The organism is Streptomyces sp. NBC_00247 (assembly GCF_036188265.1).
GTDB lineage: Bacteria > Actinomycetota > Actinomycetes > Streptomycetales > Streptomycetaceae > Streptomyces.
This window is the reverse complement of record NZ_CP108093.1, coordinates 335786-356616: the sequence shown is the minus strand read 5'-3', so window position 1 is coordinate 356616 and position 20831 is coordinate 335786. Positions and strand designations below refer to the sequence as shown.

The window sequence follows — 20831 nt, the reverse complement described above, 5'->3', positions numbered from 1 at the left end:
CGATCCGCCCCCCCGGCCCGCGAAACCGTGGTCAGTGGCCGCCCTCCGGGGGCTCGCAGTCGGTGCCGTCGGGGTAGCCGCCGAAGGCGTCCGCCGTGACGGAGTCGCGGTCCATCATTCCCTCCACGCACCAGGGCGAGGCGTCGAGGACGATGAGGAAGCCGACTCCGGTCGGGCCGTTCTGGTACGCGCTCCCGGCGCGGTAGCCGAGCCCGTCGAGCACCTTCCGCACGTGCTGCGGAGCGAAGTCCCCGCGTTTGCGCAGCGGTTCGAGTGCGCTCTCGACCCGCCCGGTGACCACGAGCCCGTCGCAGCGGCTCTGGCCGTGGAGCGTGAGGGGAACCCTGAACCCGTGGTTCTCGGCGTAGTGGTCGGTCGGAGCGGCGGTCGTGGCGGGGGAGGAGGCAGAGTCCGCCGACGCCGTCGGAGCGGGGTCCTCGCCGGGACAGCGGAAATCCGTCGGGGCACTCGGAGCCGACGCGCTCCGGCCCGCTCCCGCCGCGTCCCCGGCCCGCTCCGTACCGCAACCCGTCGCCAGTACGACCGTGGCCACCAGCGGCAGCACCCAGTACCGGTGCCCTCTCGATGTCGTCATCGGCCGATCCTCCCCCGAGCCCACTCCGCACGCACGAGTCCCGGTACCCGGGCGGCACAACGACCCGGTCACGTTTTGGCGGCGGGGCCCGAGAAGCTCCGGCGGTCCGGGCCGGTCGACCGGCGGGCCACCCGGAACGCTTAGGATCGACACCCTGATGACTGCCACTCTCGTCGCCAAGGACCTCGCCGCCGGCCACGGCGACCGCACGCTCTTCGCCGGGCTCGACCTCGTCGTCGCCCCCGGGGACGTGATCGGTCTCGTCGGAGTCAACGGGGCCGGTAAATCCTCCCTGCTCCGGCTGCTCGCGGGGCTCGACCGGCCCGAGGAGGGGGAGCTGCGGCTCTCGCCCCCCACCGCCACCGTCGGCCACCTCCCCCAGGAACCCGAGCGGCGCCCCGGCGAGACGGTGCGGGAGTTCCTCGCCCGCCGCACCGGCGTCGCCGACGCCCAGGCCACCATGGACGCCGCGACCCAGGCCCTGGTCGACGGTGCGCCCGGCGCCGACGACGCGTACTCCGAGTCGCTGGAACGCTGGCTCGACCTCGGCGGCGCCGACCTGGACGAGCGGGCCGAGGAGGTGGCCGCCGACCTCGGACTCACCGTCGGCCTCGACCTGCCGATGACCGCGCTCTCCGGCGGGCAGGCCGCCCGCGCCGGGCTCGCCTCCCTGCTGCTCTCCCGGTACGACGTCTTCCTCCTGGACGAGCCCACCAACGACCTCGACCTCGGCGGTCTGGAGCGCCTGGAACGCTTCGTCTCCGGTCTGCGCGCCGGGACCGTCGTCATCAGCCACGACCGCGAGTTCCTCACCCGCACGGTCACCAAGGTCCTCGAACTCGACCTCGCCCAGCAGCAGATCAACCTCTACGGCGGCGGCTACGCCTCCTACCTGGAGGAGCGGGAGCGGTCCCGCAACCACGCCCGCGAGGAGTTCGACGAGTACGCCGACAAGAAGTCGGCCCTCGAAGGCCGTGCCCAGATGCAGCGGGGCTGGATGGACAAGGGTGTGAAGAACGCCCGGCGCAAGGCCACCGACTCCGACAAACTGGGCCGCAAGTTCCGCAGCGAGGCGAGCGAGAAGCAGGCCGCGAAGGCCCGGCAGACGCAGCGCATGATCGAACGCCTGGACGTCGTCGAGGAGCCGCGCAAGGAGTGGGAGCTCCGCATGGAGATCGCCACCGCGCCGCGCTCCGGCTCGGTCGTCGCCACCCTGCGCGAAGCCCGCGTGGTCCGGGGCGATTTCGCCTTCGGGCCCGTCTCGCTCCAGGTCGACTGGGCGGACCGTGTCGCCATCACCGGAGCCAACGGAGCGGGCAAATCCACTCTGCTGGCCGCGCTGCTGGGGCGGCTTCCGGTCGACTCCGGTTCCGCCGTGCTCGGTTCTGGAGTCGTGGTCGGTGAAGTCGACCAGGCGCGCAAGCTGTTCCTCGGCGACGAGACCCTGCTGGCGGCATTCTGCGCGGCCGTCCCGGACACCGAGCCGGCCGAAGTGCGCACCCTGCTGGCCAAGTTCGGGCTGCGCGCCGACCACGTGATGCGCCCGGCGACCACACTGTCGCCCGGCGAGCGGACCCGCGCGGCACTCGCCCTGCTCCAGGGCAAGGGCGTCAACCTGCTGGTGCTGGACGAGCCCACCAACCACCTGGACCTGCCCGCCATCGAGCAGTTGGAGTCCGCGCTCGACTCGTACAACGGCACGCTTCTGCTGGTCACCCACGACCGGCGGATGCTGGAGGCGGTCCGCACGACCCGGCGCGTCGAGGTCGCGGACGGGCGGATCACGGAGCTCTGAGGGCCCCCGCGCGTGGGCGGGGCGGATCGCGGAGCTCCGACGGCGGGCGGACAGCACGCGGACGGGCCGGCCCCTCGGGGCCGGCCCGTCCCACGTCGTCCGTCAGCGCTTCCTGCCGCCCTGGCCCGGGTCCGTGAGGCCGGCGCGCCGCAACGCGTCCGCCATCGCGCTGTTGGCGGGCGCGGGCGCCGCCGAGGGCCGGGCACCGCCCGTACCGCCGCCACGCCGGTCACCGCCCTGACGGCGCCCGCCGGCGTCCGGCTGGCGCTGGCGAGGAGGCCGGCCCCCCTGGCCCGGCGCCGCGTCCCGCTCGCGCCTGCCGCCGCCCTGGCCGCCTGCCGCCGCCTCGTCGTCCAGCCGCAGCGTCAGCGAGATCCGCTTGCGCGGGACGTCGACGTCCATCACCTTGACCTTCACGATGTCCCCGGGCTTCACGACGTCGCGCGGGTCCTTCACGAAGGTCCTCGACATCGCCGACACGTGTACCAGTCCGTCCTGGTGGACGCCGATGTCGACGAACGCGCCGAACGCGGCGACGTTGGTGACCACGCCCTCCAGGACCATCCCGGACTCCAGGTCGCCGAGCTTCTCGACGCCCTCCTTGAAGGTGGCGGTCTTGAAGGCCGGACGCGGGTCACGGCCCGGCTTCTCCAGCTCCTTCAGGATGTCGGTCACCGTCGGCAGACCGAAGGTCTCGTCCACGAACGCGTCGGCCCGCAGCGACCGCAGCACGTCGGTGTTGCCGATGAGGGACGCGACCTCGGTGCCCGCCGTCTTCACCATCCGGCGTACCACCGGGTACGCCTCCGGGTGCACGCTCGACCCGTCCAGCGGGTCGTCCCCGTCCCGGATGCGGAGGAAGCCCGCGCACTGCTCGTACGCCTTCGGGCCGAGCCGGGCCACGTCCTTGAGCCCCTTGCGGGAGCGGAAGGGGCCGTGCGCGTCCCGGTGCGCGACGATGTTCTCGGCGAGTCCGGAGCTGATCCCGGAAACCCGTGAAAGCAGTGGTGTGGAAGCGGTGTTGACGTCCACGCCGACCCCGTTCACACAGTCCTCGACGACCGCGTCCAGGGAGCGGGAGAGCTTCACCTCGGACAGGTCGTGCTGGTACTGGCCGACGCCGATCGACTTCGGATCGATCTTCACCAGCTCGGCCAGCGGGTCCTGGAGCCGCCGGGCGATCGACACCGCGCCGCGCAACGACACGTCCATGTCCGGAAGTTCCTGCGAGGCGAAGGCCGACGCCGAGTACACCGAGGCGCCCGCCTCCGAAACCATCACCTTCGTGAGCTTCAACTCGGGGTGCTTGTCGCAGAGTTCACCGGCCAGCTTGTCCGTCTCGCGGGACGCCGTGCCGTTGCCGATCGCGATCAGGTCCACGGAGTGCGTGCGGCAGAGCCGCTCCAGCTTCGTCAGCGACTCCTCCCACCGGTTCGCCGGGACGTGCGGGTGGATGACGTCGGTCGCCACCACCTTGCCCGTCGCGTCGACGACCGCCACCTTCACGCCCGTACGGAAACCGGGGTCGAGCCCCAGGGTGGCCCGGGTGCCCGCCGGGGCGGCCAGCAGCAGATCGCGGAGGTTGGAGGCGAAGACGCGAACCGCCTCGTCCTCCGCCGCGGTGCGCAGCCGCAGCCGCAGGTCGATGCCGAGGTGCACCAGGATGCGGGTCCGCCAGGCCCAGCGGACCGTGTCGCCGAGCCACTTGTCGCCGGGCCGTCCCCGGTCCGCGATGCCGAAGCGGCGCGCGACCATGTTCTCGTACCCGGACGGGCCGGGCTCCTGGGAGGGCTCCTCCGGCTCCAGCACCAGATCGAGCACGTCCTCCTTCTCGCCCCGGAGCATGGCGAGAATCCGGTGCGAGGGCAGTGCGGTGAAGGGCTCGGTGAAGTCGAAGTAGTCGGCGAACTTCGATCCGTCCTCCTCCTTGCCCGCACGCACCTTCGCCGCGAGCCGGCCGCGCGTCCACATCCGCTCGCGCAGCTCGCCGGTCAGGTCTGCGTCCTCGGAGAAGCGCTCGGCGAGGATCGACCGGGCGCCCTCCAGCGCCGCGGCTCCGTCCGCCACCCCCTTCTCCGCGACCACGAACCCCGCCGCAGCGGCGAGCGGGTCGACGGACGGGTCACCGAGCAGCCCGTCGGCCAGCGGTTCCAGACCTGCCTCGCGGGCGATCTGCGCCTTCGTCCGCCGCTTCGGCTTGAACGGCAGGTAGATGTCCTCCAGGCGCGACTTGGTGTCCGCCGCCCGGATACGGGCCTCCAGGGCCTCGTCGAGCTTGCCCTGCTCGGCCACGGATTCGAGGATCGCGGAGCGGCGGCCCTCCAGTTCCCGCAGATAGCGCAGCCGCTCCTCCAGCGTGCGCAGCTGCGCGTCGTCGAGCATCTCCGTCGCTTCCTTGCGGTAGCGCGCGATGAACGGGACGGTCGACCCGCCGTCGAGCAAGGCGACGGCTGCCGTCACCTGTCGCTCACGTACGCCGAGTTCCTCGGCGATCCTGCCTTCGATGGACGTCGTCACGGTGTTCCCGGCTCGCCTTCTCGTAACTACTGTGCTGCTGGCTCTGCTGACGGCCCGCCCCGCCGTGCGGAGCGGGCTCCGTACCGGGGGCGGGCGTCATTCGGGGTGGTCCCCTTCGCCTGCATTGTGCCGGGTGGCCGGGGGCCGTGTCGCGCGACCTCCGCGAAGACGGGCGGGAACCCGGCCCGGGGATCGTCAGCGGCTCAGCCCTTGCCGATCAGATCCTCGGGGAACGCCCCCGCCGAGGCGGCGGTGAACAGGAGGCCGCGCCCCAGCTCGGTCAGCCGGGCCACCCCGTCCGCGCCCAGGTGCTCGTACGGCGCCTCGTCCAGCCGGTCCGTCGTCTCCTCCAGCTCCGCCCGCAGGGCGGTGCCCGCCTCCGTCAGGGAGCCCTCGGCGTCCAGCAGCCCCCGCGTCCGCAGCCTCTCGGTGGCCGCGTCCCAGTCCTCGCGGCGCCAACCCCGGGTGCCGAGGGTCCAGCGCGGGGACATGCCCTTGCCGGTCGCGGTGTGGCTGACCAGCGCTTCGAGCGGGTCGAGACCCGCGGTGAGCAGTGCGGCGAGGTGCCCGTCGCCGCGGTGCTCGCGCAGCAGCGTGGCCGCGTGCCAGAACGCGAGGTGCGGTTCGGCGGGGACCGGCAGATCGGCGTGGGCGGCGTACAGCGGTCGGGCGTGGCGGCTGCACGCCTCGGTCGCCCGCAGCGCCAGCCCGGCGGCCTCCGCCATCTCGGGCGAGCCGATGATCTCCTCGCCGAGGAGGCGGCGGAGCGTGGTGTCGGCCGCACGGAGCCTGGCGGCGAGAACCGCGTCGGGGGAGGCGACCGACCAGACGGCCGGCAGATGACGGGCCACCAGCTCGTGGTTGAAGTTGTAGAAGGTCGACGTCACCGCACCGGCCCCGACCGCCCCGAGCGCGGCCCCCCGGGCGGCGAAGTACGCGGCCCGCGGGTCGTCGATCCCCAGCGCCCCGAACTCGGCGGTGAGGTCGGGGGAGAAGAAGAGCGTGGAGTGCAGCGGGTTGATGGCGTTGTGGCAGCGGCGGCCGGCGCGGGGCGGCAGAGTACTCATGGTCCGCACATTACCGACTGGTCAGTATGGAGGGAACCCCGTCCGCGTCCCCGTCGGGGAAGGGGTGGCGGCGGGACGTCAGGTGGTCCAGGTGAAGCGCGGCGTCCGCCGCTCCAGGAAGGCGCCGACGCCCTCCGCCGTGTCCTCACTCGTCCGGGCCTGCGCCGCCCAGTACGCGTCCCGGTCGGTGCGGCCGGCGGCGAAGTCCTTGGCCGCCGCCTGGGTCAGCTGGGACCGGGACGCCAGAACGCGGCAGAACTCCGCGACCCGGCCGGCCAGCTCCGCCGGCGGCAGTACCTCGTCGACGAGTCCCGTGCGCAGGGCACGCTCGGTGCCGATCAGCTCTCCGGAGAAGAGGAGGTACTTCGCGGTCGCCGGACCCACCAGCCCGACGAGCCGCCGGGTCGAGGAGGACGAGTAGACGATCCCCAGCTTGGCCGGGGTGATGCCGAACCGCGCTCCCTCCTCGGCGAACCGGAGGTCGCAGGCCGCCGCCAGCTGGCTGCCGCCTCCCACGCAGAAGCCGCGTACGGCCGCCAGGGTGGGCCGGGGGAACGCGGCCAGCGCCTCCTCGGCGGCCACCGTGAGCTCCGAGGTCAGCTTCCCGGGCTCCTGGAGGGAGGAGATGTCCGCCCCCGCGCAGAAGGTGTCGCCCGCGCCCGTGAGCACCAGCACCCGTACCGAGACGTCGGCCGCCAGTCGTTCCAGCAGGACGGGCAACTCCCGCCACATCGGGGCCGTCATGGCGTTCCGTTTCGCGGGATTGCTGATCACGACGGTCGCCACCCCGTCCGCGACGGTGTGCTCCAGCTGTGGCTCGGTGCGGTCCATGCGCCGGATGCTATCCGTACCGTTCGCTCCTATGATCCGACCAGGGGTGCCCGCGCACGTACGCACCGCGAGGAGCTGTCGATGGCCGATTCCCGGGGCCGGAATAGAAAGCTCAACCGCAGCTTCGGCACGCTGGTCGTGCTCGGCGTCCTGCTCGTCGCCGCCGGTGTCGTGGGTCTCGTCCACACCGGCGTGGCCACGCTCACCACGATGCTGCTCTTCGGCTGGCTCCTGCTCTTCGGTGGCTTGGTCGGTCTGGCGCACGCGGTGCAGTCCCGGGGCAGCAGGTTCTTCTGGCTCGCCCTCGTCGTCGCGGCCCTGAACATCGCGGCCGGCGTGGTCGTGATCCACGACCCGCGGGGCAGCGCCGAGGCGCTCACCATGTTCGCCGCCCTGCTCTTCCTCACCGGAGGGCTGTTCCGGCTCGTCGGTTCGGTCGTGGTGCGTGGACCACAGTTCGGCTGGACGCTCCTGCAGGGCGCCTTCGGCCTGCTGCTGGGCCTGCTGGTGCTCTTCGACTGGCCGCACAGCAGCCGGTACGTCCTCGGGCTCTTCTTCTCGCTCTCGCTGCTCTTCGACGGCCTGGGCCTGATCGCGATCGGCGTGGGAGGCCGCCAGGTCGTCGGGCTGGTCACCGAGCAGATGGCGGCGGACGGAGACGAGGGCGGGAGTAGGCCGAATATTGCCCCAGAAGGTGGCGAGAAGTAGTCCACATGCGACGCCGTATTACGAAGCCGGTCAATACGAGTCGATAGGTGCCCACTTCTTGTCAGTGGCCGGACCGGAGCTCCGAGGTTCCCGACACTCGTCAGTCAACGGACAGTGGTCAGAGATACGCGAACCGAGAGCGGGTGCCGGATCATGGAGAGCCGCGGGAGTGTTCCGGCCCGTCCCGTGCCGTACGAGGGGGTGTGGCGCTTCACCGCCCCCGCCGTCGACGTCTCGGTTCCGCAAGCCCGGCACGCGGTACGCGACCTTATCGGCAGGCAGGGCGTACCCGTGGAGGACGACATCCTCCAGGGGCTGCTGCTGATCGTCTCGGAGCTGGCGACCAACGCGGTCAAGCACGCGGCCCTCCTCTCGCCCGAACTGGCGGTGGAGGTGGCCATCGGCGCCGACTGGATCAGGGTCTCGGTCGAGGACAACCACCCCTACCGTCCCACCGCGCTGGAGACCGACCACGCCCAGACGGGCGGCAGGGGGCTGCTTCTGGTGAAGGAGATCACCGCCGAGGCGGGCGGCACCTGCGACGTGGAGCACACCGCCACCGGCGGGAAGATCATCTGGGCGGTACTCCCGCTGAGAACGCCCCTTTGACCCGTCCCGCTCCTGTCGGCGGGGCCGCGGGCACCCTCCCGGGAACCGCCCGCCGCCCCATCCGTCCCGGGCGCGCCTTCACCAGCCGGCGGCGGGCCCCGTCAGCTCACGGATCGCCGGCCGGGCCGCGTCCAGAACCGTCATGAACCACGCGGAGAACGGTCCCGCGGCGTGCCGCTCGGCCAGTTCCGCGGCGGTCACGAAGACCGTCTCGCCGACCTCCTCCGGGTCGGGCGCCGGGGTGTCCTGGGCGAGGCCCACGTACAGGTGGTTGAACTCCTGCTCCACCAGGCCGGACGCGGGGTCCGGGTGGTTGTAGCGCACGGTCCCGGCCGCCGCCATCAGGGACGGCGAGATGCCCAGCTCCTCGTACGTGCGCCGGGCGGCGGCGGCGAAGGGAGCCTCGCCCGGGTAGGGGTGGCCGCAGCAGGTGTTGGACCACACGCCGGGGGAGTGGTACTTGCCGAGTGCGCGGCGCTGGAGCAGCAGACGTCCCTGCTCGTCGAAGAGGAAGACCGAGAAGGCGCGGTGCAGCCGGCCGGGCGCCTGATGGGCGGCGAGCTTCTCCGCGGTGCCGATGGTGGTGCCGCTCTCGTCGACCAGTTCGAGCATGATCGCTTCTGCGGAGCCGTTCGACGAGCTGTGCGTCGCGGTGGCTGGTGTGGTCGGCATACCCATCCTTCGCTTTGGTTCCCGGCCTTGTGCGCCCGGACCCCTGGAGTCCGGTCAAGTCTGCCCCACAAATGCCGCTTGTCCGTACTTCGGGTCCGGGCATGTCAGCCTCGGCACGAGCCGGGGGGACGCCCGTGGGCTCCCCGTCCTCACCTGCAGAGCCGCGCCTCGTGGGCGGCGTGTCCGCTCGGTTCCAGCTGGAAGGTGCAGTGCTCCACGTCGAAGTGGCCGCCGACGCAGCCCTGAAGATCGTGGAGGAGCTTCTCGTGTCCGATGGAGTCCAGCATCTCCTGGTGGACGACGACGTGGGCCGAGAGCACCGGCATGCCGGAGGTGATCGTCCAGGCGTGCAGGTCGTGGACGTCCAGCACTCCGGGCAGGGCGGTGATGTGGGCGCGCACCTCGGCCATGTCCACTCCCTTCGGCGCGGACTCCAGCAGCACGTTGACGGTCTCGCGCAGCAGCTTCACCGTACGGGGGACGATCATCAGACCGATCACCAGGGACGCGATCGGGTCGGCCGCCTGCCAGCCGGTGGCCAGGATGACGCCCGCCGCGACGAGGACGGTGACCGAGCCGAGGGTGTCCGCGAGCACCTCCAGATAGGCGCCCCGGACGTTGAGGCTGTCCTTCTGTCCGCCCATCAGCAGGGTGAGCGAGACCAGATTCGCGATCAGGCCCACGGAGGCGAAGGCGATGGCCAGGCCGCCGCGGGTGTCCGCCGGGGTGATGAAGCGGTCCACCGCCTCGAAGACCAGGAAACCGCCGACGCCGAGCAGCAGGAGGCAGTTGGCCAGTGCGGCCAGGATCTCGGCACGGGCGAACCCGAAGGTGCGGTTCGGACCGGCCGGCCGGTTGGCGAAGTGGATGGCGAGCAGGGCCATGCCCAGTCCCAGCCCGTCCGTGGCCATGTGGGCGGCGTCCGCGATCAGGGCGAGCGAATCGGCGAGCACGCCGCCGACGATCTCCATGACCATCACGCCGAGGGTGATGCCCAGGGCGATCCTGAGCCGCCCCAGGTAGGCGGCCGAAGCCGTCGCGGGTGTGCCGTGCGTGTGACCGTGGTCGTGGCCGGCCCCCATGCGCATGCCTCCAGACGGTGGTAAGGCTCGGGCCGTCGCCGCCCGACGAAGCCCAGTGAACTACGGGCGGGGGGTATCGGGCAACACGGTGTTGAACACCGTTGTCGTCTGCTCTGACCTGCACAGATGTGCGAGGGGTTGTTATCGGTGGCCGGCCTCCGGATGATGCAGCAGCCAGCCTTCCCACGCGGACTCCACCATCTCCCGCGCCCCCCGGCGCGCCGACCAGCCGAGTTCCTCCGCGATCCGCGCCGCCGAAGCCACCGACTTCGCCGCGTCACCCGCACGGGGGGCCTCCACGACCGGTTCCGTACGGTTCCCGGTCACCTCGGCCACCAGGGAGGCGAGCTCGCGCACCGAGACGCCCTCGCCGCGTCCGACGTTCACCGTCAGGTCACCGGGAGCGTTCCGGTCCGCCAGATGACGCGCGACCGCCAGGTGCGCGTCGGCGAGGTCGGCGACGTGAATGTAGTCCCGGACGCAGGTGCCGTCCGGGGTGGGGTACTCGGCCCCGAAAACACGGGGCGCCTCGCCGCGTGTCAGCCGGTCGAAGAACATCGGGATCACGTTGAAGGCCCCGGTGTCCGCGAGAAGCGGCTCGGCGGCGCCCGCCACGTTGAAGTAGCGCAGGCAGGCGGTGGACATCCCGTGGGCGCGGCCCGTGGCGCGCACCAGCCACTCGCCCGCGAGCTTGGTCTCGCCGTACGGGCTGATCGGCGCGCAGCAGGTGTCCTCGGTGATCACCTCCGCCTCGGGCACGCCGTAGACGGCGGCGGAGGAGGAGAAGACGAAGGAGCGGACACCCGCCGCGACGGAGGCCTCCAACAGGACGGCGAGCCCGGCGACGTTCTCCCGGTAGTACATGAGCGGACGCTCCACCGACTCGTCCACCCGCTTCTTCCCCGCCAGGTGCACCACGCCCGTGACCGCGTGGCCGGCCAGCAGCCGGTCCACCGCCGCACGGTCGGAGGAGGACCCCCGTACCAGCTCGATGTCCGCCGGAAGCCGCTCGGCCACGCCCGTGGACAGGTCGTCGAGTACGACCACCTTCTCGCCGGAGGCGACCATGGCCCTCGCCACGTGTGCCCCGATGTATCCCGCACCGCCAGTGATCAGCCACGTCATGCCGATCAGCCTAAACGGTGTCCCGTCGTTCCCCGGGCGGTGTCCCCCACCGCCCGCACCGCGGTTTGTCGCGCGGGGGGCCGATCAAGGAGGATGATCACTGAGCGGCGAACGGGGTGCAGGACTGACCCGAACAGAGCATAAATGGGCAGTGAACTCAACCTTCTGTTCATCCGATAGCCTCTGCCGATGTGCCGCAGGCTCGCCGGCCCGTTTCCAGGCCGCACCGCGTGCCCGTCCATGCCCGGATCCAAGGAGTGAGTTCGTCTGTCGACCGCCATTCTCACCGGTGTGCCGGTAGCCGGTTCGTCGATCGAGGACGACCTGCGCGCCCTCGGCTTCGACGTCCGGCCGGCCGCCGACGCCGGTGAAGCCGCCGCACTCCTCAAGGGTGTTCCCGCGGGCCACCGCGTCGCCCTCGTGGACCCGCGTTTCGTCGGCCACGTCCACGCCCTGCGCCTCGGACTGACCGATCCCCGCTTCGCCGCCGCCGGTGTCCCCGGCGCGCTGACGGTGCAGTCCGACGCGCGGGCGGCACTGCTGCGCGCCATGGACCGCACCGCCGCCGCGGTCGGCGCCGGGCGGCCGGTGGCCGACGCCGGTGTACCGGACCGTGACGAGGACCGTACGATCCCGGGCCGCATCGCGCTCGCGCTGGAGGCCGAGGGAACGTCGGTGCAGCGCCCCGAACTCGGTTCGCTCACCGCCACCGTCCCCACCACCCCCGAAGAGGTGACCGCGGCCCGGGCGGCCGTCGCGGCCGTGGACGACGAAGCGGTACGGCTGCGCAGCGCGGTGAAGGCGCACGACGGCTTCTTCACCACCCACTTCATCAGCCCGTACTCCCGCTACATCGCCCGCTGGTGCGCGCGACGCGGACTCACCCCGAACCAGGTCACCACCGCCTCGCTGATCACCGCGCTCGTCGCGGCCGGCTGCGCGGCGACCGGGACCCGGGCCGGATTCGTGGCCGCCGGGCTGCTGCTCCTCTTCTCCTTCGTCCTGGACTGCACCGACGGGCAGCTCGCCCGCTACTCCCTGCAGTACTCGACGATGGGCGCGTGGCTCGACGCCACCTTCGACCGCGCCAAGGAGTACGCCTACTACGCGGGTCTCGCCATCGGCGCCTCGCACATGGCGGGCGGCGACAGCGACGACGTGTGGGCCCTCGCGCTCGGTGCCATGGTGCTCCAGGCGTGCCGGCACGTCGTCGACTTCTCCTTCAACGAGGCCAACCACGACGCGGTCTCCAACACCAGCCCCACCGCCGCCCTCTCCGACCGGCTCGACAGCGTCGGCTGGACGGTCTGGCTGCGCCGGATGATCGTGCTCCCCATCGGTGAGCGCTGGGCCATGATCGCCGTGCTGACCGCGGTCACCACGCCCCGGATCGTCTTCTACGCGCTGCTCGTCGGCTGCTCGCTGGCCGCCTGCTACACCACGGCCGGCCGGCTGCTGCGCTCGCTCACCCGCAAGGCGCGGCGCACCGACCGCGCCGCACACGCCCTGGCCGACCTCGCCGACTCCGGCCCTCTCGCCCAGGCAGTGGCGGCCGTCGTCCGCCGCCCGGGCGGCGGCTTCACCGCGCCGCTGCTGGCCCTGGTGGGCAGCGGTGCGATGATCGCGACGGCCCTGCTCGCCCCCTTCGGCAGCTGGTGGCCGCCGGCCGCCGCCGGGGTGTACACGCTCCTGGCGGGACTCGCCGTGTCCCGTCCCCTCAAGGGCGCGCTCGACTGGCTCGTTCCCCCCTTCTTCCGGGCGGCCGAGTACTGCGCGGTGCTGGCCCTGGCGGCCCGCAGCGGCGTACCGCACGCCGTGCCCGCCGCATTCGGCCTGGTCGCGGCGGTCGCCTACCATCATTACGACACGGTGTACCGGATCCGGGGTGGCACGGGAGCCCCGCCGCAGTGGCTGGTCCGCACCGTCCTCGGGCACGAGGGCCGCACCCTCGTGGTGGCCCTGTTCGCCGCCGTACTCGGCACCCGTACCAGCTTCACCACGGCTCTCACCGCGCTCGCCGCGGCCGTGGCTCTGGTGGTGACCGTGGAATCCATCCGGTTCTGGGTGTCCTCCTCGGCCCCCGCCGTACACGACGAAGGAGAACTCGCATGATCGGCCTCGTACTGGCAGCCGGTGCAGGACGACGTCTGCGCCCCTACACGGACACCCTCCCCAAGGCACTCGTGCCGGTGGACGGGGAGAAGACCGTGCTCGACCTGACCCTGGCCAACTTCGCCGCGGTCGGTCTGCGCGAGGTCGCGATCGTCGTCGGCTACCGCAAGGAGGCCGTGTACGCCCGCAAGGCCGAGCTGGAGGCCACGTACGGCCTCTCGATCACCCTGGTCGACAACGACAAGGCCGAGGAGTGGAACAACGCCTACTCCCTGTGGTGCGCCCGTGACATCCTCAAGCGCGGCGTGATCCTCGCCAACGGCGACACCGTGCACCCCGTCTCCGTCGAGGAGACCCTGCTCGCGGCGCGCGGCGAAGGCCGCCGGATCATCCTCGCCCTCGACACGGTGAAGAGCCTCGCCGACGAGGAGATGAAGGTCATCACCGACGAGAAGGGCGTGCGCCGGATCACCAAGCTGATGGACCCGGCGACGGCCACCGGCGAGTACATCGGCGTGACCCTGATCGAGCCCGAGGCCGCCGAGGAGCTCGCCGACGCGCTGAAGGCGACGTTCGAGCGCGACCCCGACCTCTACTACGAGGACGGCTACCAGGAGCTGGTCAACCGCGGCTTCGCCGTCGACGTCGCCCCCATCGGCGAGGTGACCTGGGTGGAGATCGACAACCACGCGGACCTCGCGAAGGGCCGTGAGATCGCGTGCCAGTACTGACCCGGCTCATCCCCTCTCCGCTGGTCGTCGACATCCGCCGAGGCGCGATGGACGACCTGGCGGGGGTCCTGCACGACCAGCGGATCTCGACCTCGGGCAAGTTGGCCATCGCGATCAGTGAGGGCTCCGGCCGCGCCCTGAAGGACCGGCTCGCGCCGCTCCTGCCCGGAGCGGACTGGTACTCCGTGAGCGACGGCACGATCGACTCCGCCGTACGGCTCGCCAACGGGATCAAGGGCAACCGGTACGACGCCGTGGTCGGCCTCGGCGGCGGCAAGATCATCGACGTGGCGAAGTACGCCGCCGCACGCGTCGGGCTCCCCCTGGTCGCCGTGGCCACCAACCTCTCGCACGACGGCCTCTGCTCACCGGTCGCCACCCTGGACAACGACAACGGCCGCGGCTCCTACGGGGTGCCCACGCCGATCGCCGTCGTGATCGACCTCGACGTGGTACGCCGGGCACCGGCCCGGTACATCCGCTCCGGGATCGGGGACGCCGTCTCCAACATCTCCTGCGTCGCCGACTGGGAACTCGCCCAGCGGGTCAACGGCGAAGAGGTCGACGGGCTCGCCGCCGCCATGGCACGCCAGGCGGGCGAGGCCGTCCTGCGCCACCCCGGCGGCATCGCCGACGACGAGTTCCTCAAGGTACTGGCCGAGGGCCTGGTGCTGACCGGCATCTCGATGGCGGTCGCGGGCGACTCGCGCCCCGCCTCCGGCGCGTGCCACGAGATCAACCACGCCTTCGACCTGCTGCACCCCGCGCGTGCCGCCAGCCACGGCGAGCAGGTCGGCCTCGGCGCCTGCTTCGCCATGCACCTGCGCGGCGCCGCCGAACAGTCGCAGCAGATGGCAGTCGTCTTCCGCCGCCACGGCCTGCCCGTGCTGCCGGAGGAGATCGGCTTCACCGCCGACGAGTTCGTCGAGGTGGTCGACTTCGCCCCTCGGACGCGCCCGGGACGTTTCACGATCCTGGAGCACCTCAACCTGTCCACCGACCAGATCAGGGACGCGTACGCCGACTATGCAAAAGCCATCCGTAGCTGAACTCCGTCCGGTCGTGCACCCCCCGGGCGTGAAGGACCGGCGCAGTGGTGAGCACTGGGGAGGGCGGCTCTACATGCGCGAGATCTCCTTGCGCATCGACCGGCACCTGGTGAACACCCGGATCACCCCCAACCAGCTGACCTACGTCATGACCGTCGCGGGCGTGCTCGCCGCGCCGGCGCTGCTCGTCCCCGGCATACCGGGAGCGGTGCTGGGCGTGGTCATGGTGCAGCTCTACCTGCTGCTCGACTGCGTCGACGGTGAGGTGGCGCGCTGGAAGAAGCAGTTCTCGCTGGGCGGGGTCTACCTCGACCGGGTCGGCGCCTACCTGTGCGACGCCGCCGTACTCGTCGGGCTCGGCCTGCGCGCCGCCGACATGTTCGGCACCGGGCGGATCGACTGGCTCTGGGCGTTCCTCGGCACCCTCGCCGCCCTCGGCGCCATCCTGATCAAGGCGGAGACCGACCTCGTCGGAGTGGCGCGCCACCAGGGCGGGCTGCCGCCCGTCAAGGAGGCCGCGTCCGAGCCCCGTTCCTCGGGCATGGCGTTCGCCCGCCGCGCCGCCGGAGCGCTCAAGTTCCACCGCCTGATCCTCGGCGTCGAGGCGTCCCTGGTCGTCCTGGCCGCCGCGGTCGCCGACGTGATCAGGGACGACCTCTTCTTCACCCGCCTCGCGGTCGCGGTCCTCGCGGGCATCGCCCTGCTCCAGACCGTCCTGCACCTGGTGTCGATCCTGGCGTCCAGCCGTCTGAAGTGAGAACCCCATGAAACTCGGCGCGGTCATCATCACCATGGGCAACCGCCCCGTGGAGCTGCGCGCCCTCCTCGATTCGGTCGCCGCTCAGGACGGCGACCGGATCGAGGTCGTGGTCGTCGGCAACGGTGCCCCCGTACCGGACGTCCCCGAAGGTGTCCGGACCGTGGAACTCCCCGAGAACCTCGGCATCCCCGGCGGCCGCAACGTCGGCATCGAGGCCTTCGGCCCCGGCGGCACCGATGTCGACGTGCTGCTCTTCCTCGACGACGACGGCCGACTTCCGAGGACCGACACCGCCGAGCTCTGCCGCCGGGCCTTCGCCGAGGACCCGGAGCTCGGCATCGTCAGCTTCCGTATCGCCGACCCCGAGACCGGGGCCACCCAGCGACGGCACGTCCCCCGGCTGCGCGCCTCGGACCCGATGCGCTCCTCCCGGGTGACCACCTTCCTCGGCGGCGCCAACGCGGTACGCACCGCCGTGCTCGCCGAGGTCGGCGGGCTGCCCGACGCGTTCTTCTACGCCCACGAGGAGACCGACCTCGCCTGGCGGGCGCTCGACGCGGGGTGGCTGATCGACTACCGCGCGGACATGGTCCTCGACCACCCCGCCACCGCGCCCTCCCGGCACGCCGTCTACCACCGGATGGTGGCCCGCAACCGGGTCTGGCTCGCCCGCCGCAACCTTCCCGCTCCGCTGGTCCCGGTCTACCTGGGCACATGGATTGTGCTCACTCTGGTGCGGCGCCCCTCGCTGCCCGCCCTCAAGGCGTGGTGCGGCGGTTTCCGCGAAGGATGGGCGACACCCTGCGGCCCCCGGCGCCCCATGCGGTGGCGCACGGTGTGGCGGCTGACGAAGCTGGGCCGTCCCCCGGTGATCTGACCGGTGCCGAGAGCCAGTCGGGTGGCCTTCGACCGTTCGGTGGACGCGTTCAGGTACGTGCGATTCCGAGGCGGCGGGATGGCCTCGTGGCGGAGCTGCGGGGACGTTCCGGCGACGCGGGAAGCGCGGGTGCCAGGGCGTGGCCGCCCGATCGGAGGCCGACCGACCGGTTCTGAGACCATGGGATCCGTATGCATTCCTTTCCGGGTCCTGTCCGCCTGCGCCGCGCTCCTTCACCGGCCGCGTGGATCGAAGACGAGAGTTTCCATCTGTGAGTGACACAACGCATGACGGGCGGGTCGCCATGAGCGTCCCGCCGTCGGCCGACGAGGGGCTGAGCCCGGCGCAGCTGGCCGAGAAGTACGGCCTCACCGTGAGCGGCGCCCGGCCGGGGCTGTTCGCCTACGTCCGCCAGCTCTGGGGCCGCCGCCACTTCATCATGGCGTTCTCCCGGGCGAAGCTGACCGCTCAGTACAGCCAGGCCAAGCTCGGCCAGTTGTGGCAGGTGGCCACCCCGCTACTGAACGCGCTGGTCTACTACCTGATCTTCGGCCTGATCCTCGGCACGCGGAAGGGGATGAGCCAGGACGTCTTCATCCCGTTCCTGGTGACCGGCGTCTTCGTCTTCACGTTCACCCAGAGCTCGGTCATGGCGGGTGTCCGCGCGATCTCCGGCAACCTCGGCCTGGTGCGGGCCCTGCACTTCCCCCGGGCCTCGCTGCCGATCTCGTTCTCCCTCCAGCAGCTCCAGCAGCTGCTCTTCTCCATGATCGTGCTGGTGGCGGTCGCCGTGGCGTTCGGCAGCTACCCCACTCTCTCGTGGCTGCTGGTGATCCCCGCCCTGGTCCTCCAGTTCTGCTTCAACACCGGTCTGGCGATGGTCATGGCCCGCCTCGGGAGCAAGACCCCCGACCTGGCGCAGCTGATGCCGTTCGTGATGCGCACCTGGATGTACGCGTCCGGTGTCATGTTCTCCATCACGGTGATGCTCCAGGACAAGCCGCAGTGGATCGCCAACGTGCTCCAGTACAACCCCGCGGCCGTCTACATGGACCTGGTCCGCTTCGCCCTCATCGACGGCTACGGCGCGGAGAACCTCCCGGCCCACGTCTGGGCCGTCGCCACCGCCTGGGCGCTCGTGGTGGGCGCCCTGGGCTTCGTGTACTTCTGGAAGGCAGAGGAACGGTACGGCCGTGGCTGACGACAACACTCAGGGGCGGGTCCCCACCGTCATCGCGGACGGCGTCCACATCGTGTACCGCGTCAACGGCGGAGGCGGCGGCAGGGGCAGCGCGACCGCCGCCCTCAGCCGCATGGTCCGCCGGGGCAAGGGGGAGCCCCGTGGTATCCGCAAGGTCCACGCCGTGCGCGGGGTCAGCTTCACCGCCTACCGGGGTGAGGCCATCGGCCTCATCGGCACCAACGGTTCCGGCAAGTCGACGCTGCTGCGCGCCATCGCCGGCCTGCTGCCGACCGAGAAGGGCCGGGTCTACACGGACGGCCAGCCCTCGCTCCTCGGCGTGAACGCCGCCCTGATGAACGACCTCACCGGCGAGCGCAACGTGGTGCTCGGCGGACTCGCCATGGGGATGACCCGCGAGGAGATCCGCTCCCGCTACGACGGCATCGTGGACTTCTCCGGGATCAACGAGAAGGGCGACTTCATCACCCTTCCCATGCGGACCTACTCCTCCGGTATGGCGGCCCGCCTGCGGTTCTCCATCGCGGCGGCCAAGAACCACGACGTCCTCATGATCGACGAGGCTCTGGCGACCGGTGACCGGAAGTTCCGGGTCCGTTCCGAGGAACGCATCCGCGAGCTGCGCAAGGAGGCCGGCACGGTCTTCCTGGTCAGCCACAACAACGGGTCGATCCGCGACACCTGCGACCGGGTCCTGTGGCTGGAAAGGGGCGAGCTCCTCATGGACGGCCCGACGGAGGAAGTCCTGCGGGCCTACGAGCGGGAGACCGGCAAGTAATCGGGCCGGGGCCACGGGCCGGACATCGCGGGTGACGCCGGGCGAAACGCTTCGCCCGACGGGCCGCCCGGGGTGTCCGGCCCGTCCGCCTGTGGTGGTAGCCGGAGATCGCTTCTCCACCTGGCGGACGATGCCAAGTGTCCGGGCGCCGTGGAAGGTTGGATGTCCGGGAGCCGGGAGCGACGGTGCGCAACACCCGGTCGATGGTGTGTGAGCCGCACAACGTAAGCTGTACCGGTGCTGATTCGCGGCAAGTGTGCCGATACGCCCGCAGCACGGGACCAGCGTGCGCCGGGGCACTCGGCAGGTCGGGCGGCGTGTCCGAAAAGGGATGTTTTGGGTCAGCAGTGTAGAACGGGAGATGTGACGGCAATGACGGACAATCTCCAGCTCCGACGTGGTTTCGCCGTCCCCGCGCCGGGCGGTACGACGTGACCCGTACCCAGCCGGCTCCCGCGGTCGCCACGCTCGACAAGGCCGCGGACGAGAACTTCCCCGTGGCTCCCTTCTTCCTGCCCCGCGCCTGGCGCGACGACCTGATGGCGGTCTACGGATACGCCCGGCTCGTCGACGACATCGGCGACGGCGACCTCGCCCCCGGCGGCGTCGACGCCCGCCACCTGGGCCTGGAGCCCGGACGGAGCGACGACCGGCCCGCCATGCTCGACGCCTTCGAGGCGGACCTGCGCCGCGTCTTCTCCACCGACGGGGAAGACCCCCGCCACCCCCTGCTGCTCGCCCTGCGCCCCACCGTGCGCCGTCGCGCGCTCACGCCCGAGCCGTTCCTCGGGCTGATCGAGGCCAACCGGCAGGACCAGAAGGTCCGCCGCTACGCGACCTGGGACGAACTCCTCGCGTACTGCGAACTCTCCGCCAACCCGGTCGGCAGGCTCGTCCTGGCCCTCACCGGAACCACCAGCCCGGAGCGGGTGCGCCGCTCGGACGCCGTCTGCACCGCGCTGCAGATCGCCGAGCACCTCCAGGACGTCACCGAGGACCTCGGCCGCGACCGGATCTACCTGCCCGCCGACGACATGGCGCGCTTCCGCGTGACCGAGGCCGATCTGGCCGCGCCGACCGCCGGCGCGTCGGTGCGTGCCCTGATCGCCTACGAGGCGGCCCGCGCCCGGGAACTGCTGGATGAAGGCATCCCCCTGGTGGGTAGCGTCCAGGGCAGACTCCGACTGCTGCTCGCCGGATTCGTCGCCGGAGGGCGGGCGGCCCTCGACTCGATCACGGCAGTCGGCTTCGACGTACTGCCCGGACCGCCCAAGCCCACGAAGCCCAGCCTGCTGCGCGAAGTGGCAGTTGTCTTGCGAAGTGCGCGAAGAGAGGGATGACTCCGAAAGTGGAGGGACAGACGACGTCCGTGTCGGCACCGGTAGCGGCGGCATACAGCTACTGCGAGGCCGTCACGGGTCAGCAAGCACGTAACTTCGCCTACGGCATCAGGCTGCTTCCGTCCGAGAAGCGGCAGGCGATGTCCGCGCTGTACGCCTTCTCCCGCCGGGTCGACGACATCGGCGACGGCGAACTCGACCCCGGGACGAAGAAGACGCGGCTGGAGAGCACCCGCGAACTGCTCGGCCGGGTCCGCGAGGGCAAGGTCGAGGAGGACGACACCGACCCGGTCGCCGTCGCGCTCGCCGACGCCGCCCGGCGCTTCCCGCTGCCGCTGGGAGGGCTCGACGAGCTCATCGACGGCGTGCTGATGGACGTGCGCGGAGCGACGTACGAGACCTGGGACGACCTGCGGACCTACTGCCGCTGCGTCGCCGGCGCCATCGGCCGCCTCAGCCTCGGTGTCTTCGGCACGGAGCCCGGCGCGCCCGGAGCCGACCGCGCCGCCGAGTACGCCGACACCCTCGGGCTCGCCCTCCAGCTCACCAACATCCTGCGCGACGTGCGCGAGGACGCCGGTAACGGCCGCACCTACCTGCCCGCCGACGATCTCGCCAAATTCGGCTGCTCCGAGGGCTTCCGCCGCGCCACACCGCCGGCCGGCTCCGACTTCGCGGGCCTCATCCACTTCGAGGTCCGCAGGGCCCGCGCACTCTTCGCCGAGGGATACCGGCTGCTGCCGATGCTGGACCGCCGCAGCGGAGCCTGCGTCGCCGCGATGGCCGGGATCTACCGTCGTCTGCTGGACCGTATCGAGCGCGACCCCGAGGCCGTCCTGCGGGGCAGGGTCTCCCTGCCCGGTCACGAGAAGGCGTACGTGGCGGTCCGCGGTCTCTCCGGACTCGACGCGCGTCACGTCTCCCGTCTGACGAGGACGGGCCGCCCGTGACCCACTCAGGCAGGCCCGTGTACCGGGCAACC

General features: G+C 71.5%; 19 protein-coding genes. 12 read left to right on the top strand and 7 right to left on the bottom strand.

The genetic code is table 11. The features are described 5' to 3' along the window. Positions 1–31: 31 nt before the first annotated feature. Entirely contained in the window at positions 32–595 is a 564-nt protein-coding gene (locus OHT52_RS01290; RefSeq protein ID WP_328718219.1) for a hypothetical protein, read from the bottom strand. Between the two features lie 157 nt (positions 596–752). On the opposite strand from OHT52_RS01290, the gene OHT52_RS01285 reads away from it, so the two are divergent. Then, the gene (locus OHT52_RS01285; RefSeq protein WP_328718217.1) at positions 753–2390 is read left to right on the top strand and encodes an ABC-F family ATP-binding cassette domain-containing protein; all 1638 of its coding nucleotides are present in this window, start codon (positions 753–755) and stop codon (positions 2388–2390) included. Positions 2391–2492: 102 nt separating this feature from the next. On the opposite strand, the gene OHT52_RS01280 is transcribed toward OHT52_RS01285, so the two are convergent. The 3 genes from OHT52_RS01280 to OHT52_RS01270 form a co-directional block, all read right to left on the bottom strand. Next, positions 2493–4907, bottom strand: coding sequence for a Tex family protein (locus OHT52_RS01280; protein ID WP_328718215.1), 2415 nt, complete (start codon positions 4905–4907; stop codon positions 2493–2495). Between the two features lie 203 nt (positions 4908–5110). Then, complete coding sequence (locus OHT52_RS01275) at positions 5111–5974, bottom strand: SCO6745 family protein (protein WP_328718213.1); 864 nt, start codon at positions 5972–5974, stop codon at positions 5111–5113. Positions 5975–6052: 78 nt separating this feature from the next. Beyond that, on the bottom strand, positions 6053–6805 hold the full coding sequence (locus tag OHT52_RS01270; RefSeq protein ID WP_328718212.1) for an enoyl-CoA hydratase/isomerase family protein: 753 nt from the start codon (positions 6803–6805) through the stop codon (positions 6053–6055). A gap of 81 nt (positions 6806–6886) precedes the next feature. On the opposite strand from OHT52_RS01270, the gene OHT52_RS01265 reads away from it, so the two are divergent. Both OHT52_RS01265 and OHT52_RS01260 read left to right on the top strand, forming a co-directional pair. Further along, a complete protein-coding gene (locus OHT52_RS01265) occupies positions 6887–7513 on the top strand; it encodes a DUF308 domain-containing protein (RefSeq protein WP_328718211.1) in 627 nt (208 codons plus the stop codon). A gap of 153 nt (positions 7514–7666) precedes the next feature. Further along, positions 7667–8122, top strand: a complete 456-nt coding sequence (locus OHT52_RS01260; protein ID WP_328718210.1) for an ATP-binding protein — start codon at positions 7667–7669, stop codon at positions 8120–8122. Between the two features lie 78 nt (positions 8123–8200). Here the strand turns inward: OHT52_RS01260 and idi are convergent, their stop codons facing one another. From idi to galE, 3 genes are all read right to left on the bottom strand, one after another. Continuing rightward, positions 8201–8794, bottom strand: a complete 594-nt coding sequence (gene idi, locus OHT52_RS01255) for an isopentenyl-diphosphate Delta-isomerase (protein ID WP_328718209.1) — start codon at positions 8792–8794, stop codon at positions 8201–8203. Positions 8795–8943: 149 nt separating this feature from the next. Beyond that, entirely contained in the window at positions 8944–9876 is a 933-nt protein-coding gene (locus tag OHT52_RS01250) for a cation diffusion facilitator family transporter (RefSeq protein WP_328723577.1), read from the bottom strand. Between the two features lie 141 nt (positions 9877–10017). Continuing rightward, the gene (galE, locus tag OHT52_RS01245; protein ID WP_328718208.1) at positions 10018–11001 is read right to left on the bottom strand and encodes a UDP-glucose 4-epimerase GalE; all 984 of its coding nucleotides are present in this window, start codon (positions 10999–11001) and stop codon (positions 10018–10020) included. A gap of 324 nt (positions 11002–11325) precedes the next feature. On the opposite strand from galE, the gene OHT52_RS01240 reads away from it, so the two are divergent. The 9 genes from OHT52_RS01240 (at position 11326) to hpnD (ending at position 20799) form a co-directional block, all read left to right on the top strand. Next, complete coding sequence (locus tag OHT52_RS01240; RefSeq protein ID WP_443046756.1) at positions 11326–13113, top strand: DUF5941 domain-containing protein; 1788 nt, start codon at positions 11326–11328, stop codon at positions 13111–13113. Continuing rightward, positions 13110–13844, top strand: a complete 735-nt coding sequence (locus OHT52_RS01235; RefSeq protein WP_328718206.1) for a phosphocholine cytidylyltransferase family protein — start codon at positions 13110–13112, stop codon at positions 13842–13844. Before OHT52_RS01240 ends, OHT52_RS01235 begins: the two co-directional genes overlap by 4 nt. Beyond that, a complete protein-coding gene (locus tag OHT52_RS01230; protein WP_328718205.1) occupies positions 13832–14893 on the top strand; it encodes an iron-containing alcohol dehydrogenase family protein in 1062 nt (353 codons plus the stop codon). Before OHT52_RS01235 ends, OHT52_RS01230 begins: the two co-directional genes overlap by 13 nt. Then, entirely contained in the window at positions 14871–15650 is a 780-nt protein-coding gene (locus tag OHT52_RS01225; RefSeq protein ID WP_328718204.1) for a CDP-alcohol phosphatidyltransferase family protein, read from the top strand. Before OHT52_RS01230 ends, OHT52_RS01225 begins: the two co-directional genes overlap by 23 nt. A 7-nt stretch (positions 15651–15657) precedes the next feature. Beyond that, entirely contained in the window at positions 15658–16530 is an 873-nt protein-coding gene (locus tag OHT52_RS01220) for a glycosyltransferase family 2 protein (RefSeq protein ID WP_328718203.1), read from the top strand. Positions 16531–16801: 271 nt separating this feature from the next. Further along, positions 16802–17731 (top strand): ABC transporter permease, encoded by a 930-nt coding sequence (locus tag OHT52_RS01215; RefSeq protein ID WP_328718202.1) that lies wholly within the window; start codon positions 16802–16804, stop codon positions 17729–17731. Next, positions 17724–18509 (top strand): ABC transporter ATP-binding protein, encoded by a 786-nt coding sequence (locus OHT52_RS01210; RefSeq protein WP_328718201.1) that lies wholly within the window; start codon positions 17724–17726, stop codon positions 18507–18509. The genes OHT52_RS01215 and OHT52_RS01210 overlap by 8 nt, the downstream gene beginning before the upstream one ends. A 431-nt stretch (positions 18510–18940) precedes the next feature. Further along, positions 18941–19849: a squalene synthase HpnC gene (hpnC, locus tag OHT52_RS01205; RefSeq protein ID WP_328718200.1), complete on the top strand. Its 909-nt coding sequence runs from the start codon at positions 18941–18943 to the stop codon at positions 19847–19849. Next, positions 19846–20799: a presqualene diphosphate synthase HpnD gene (gene hpnD / locus OHT52_RS01200; RefSeq protein WP_328718199.1), complete on the top strand. Its 954-nt coding sequence runs from the start codon at positions 19846–19848 to the stop codon at positions 20797–20799. Before hpnC ends, hpnD begins: the two co-directional genes overlap by 4 nt. The last annotated feature ends 32 nt before the right edge of the window (positions 20800–20831 follow it).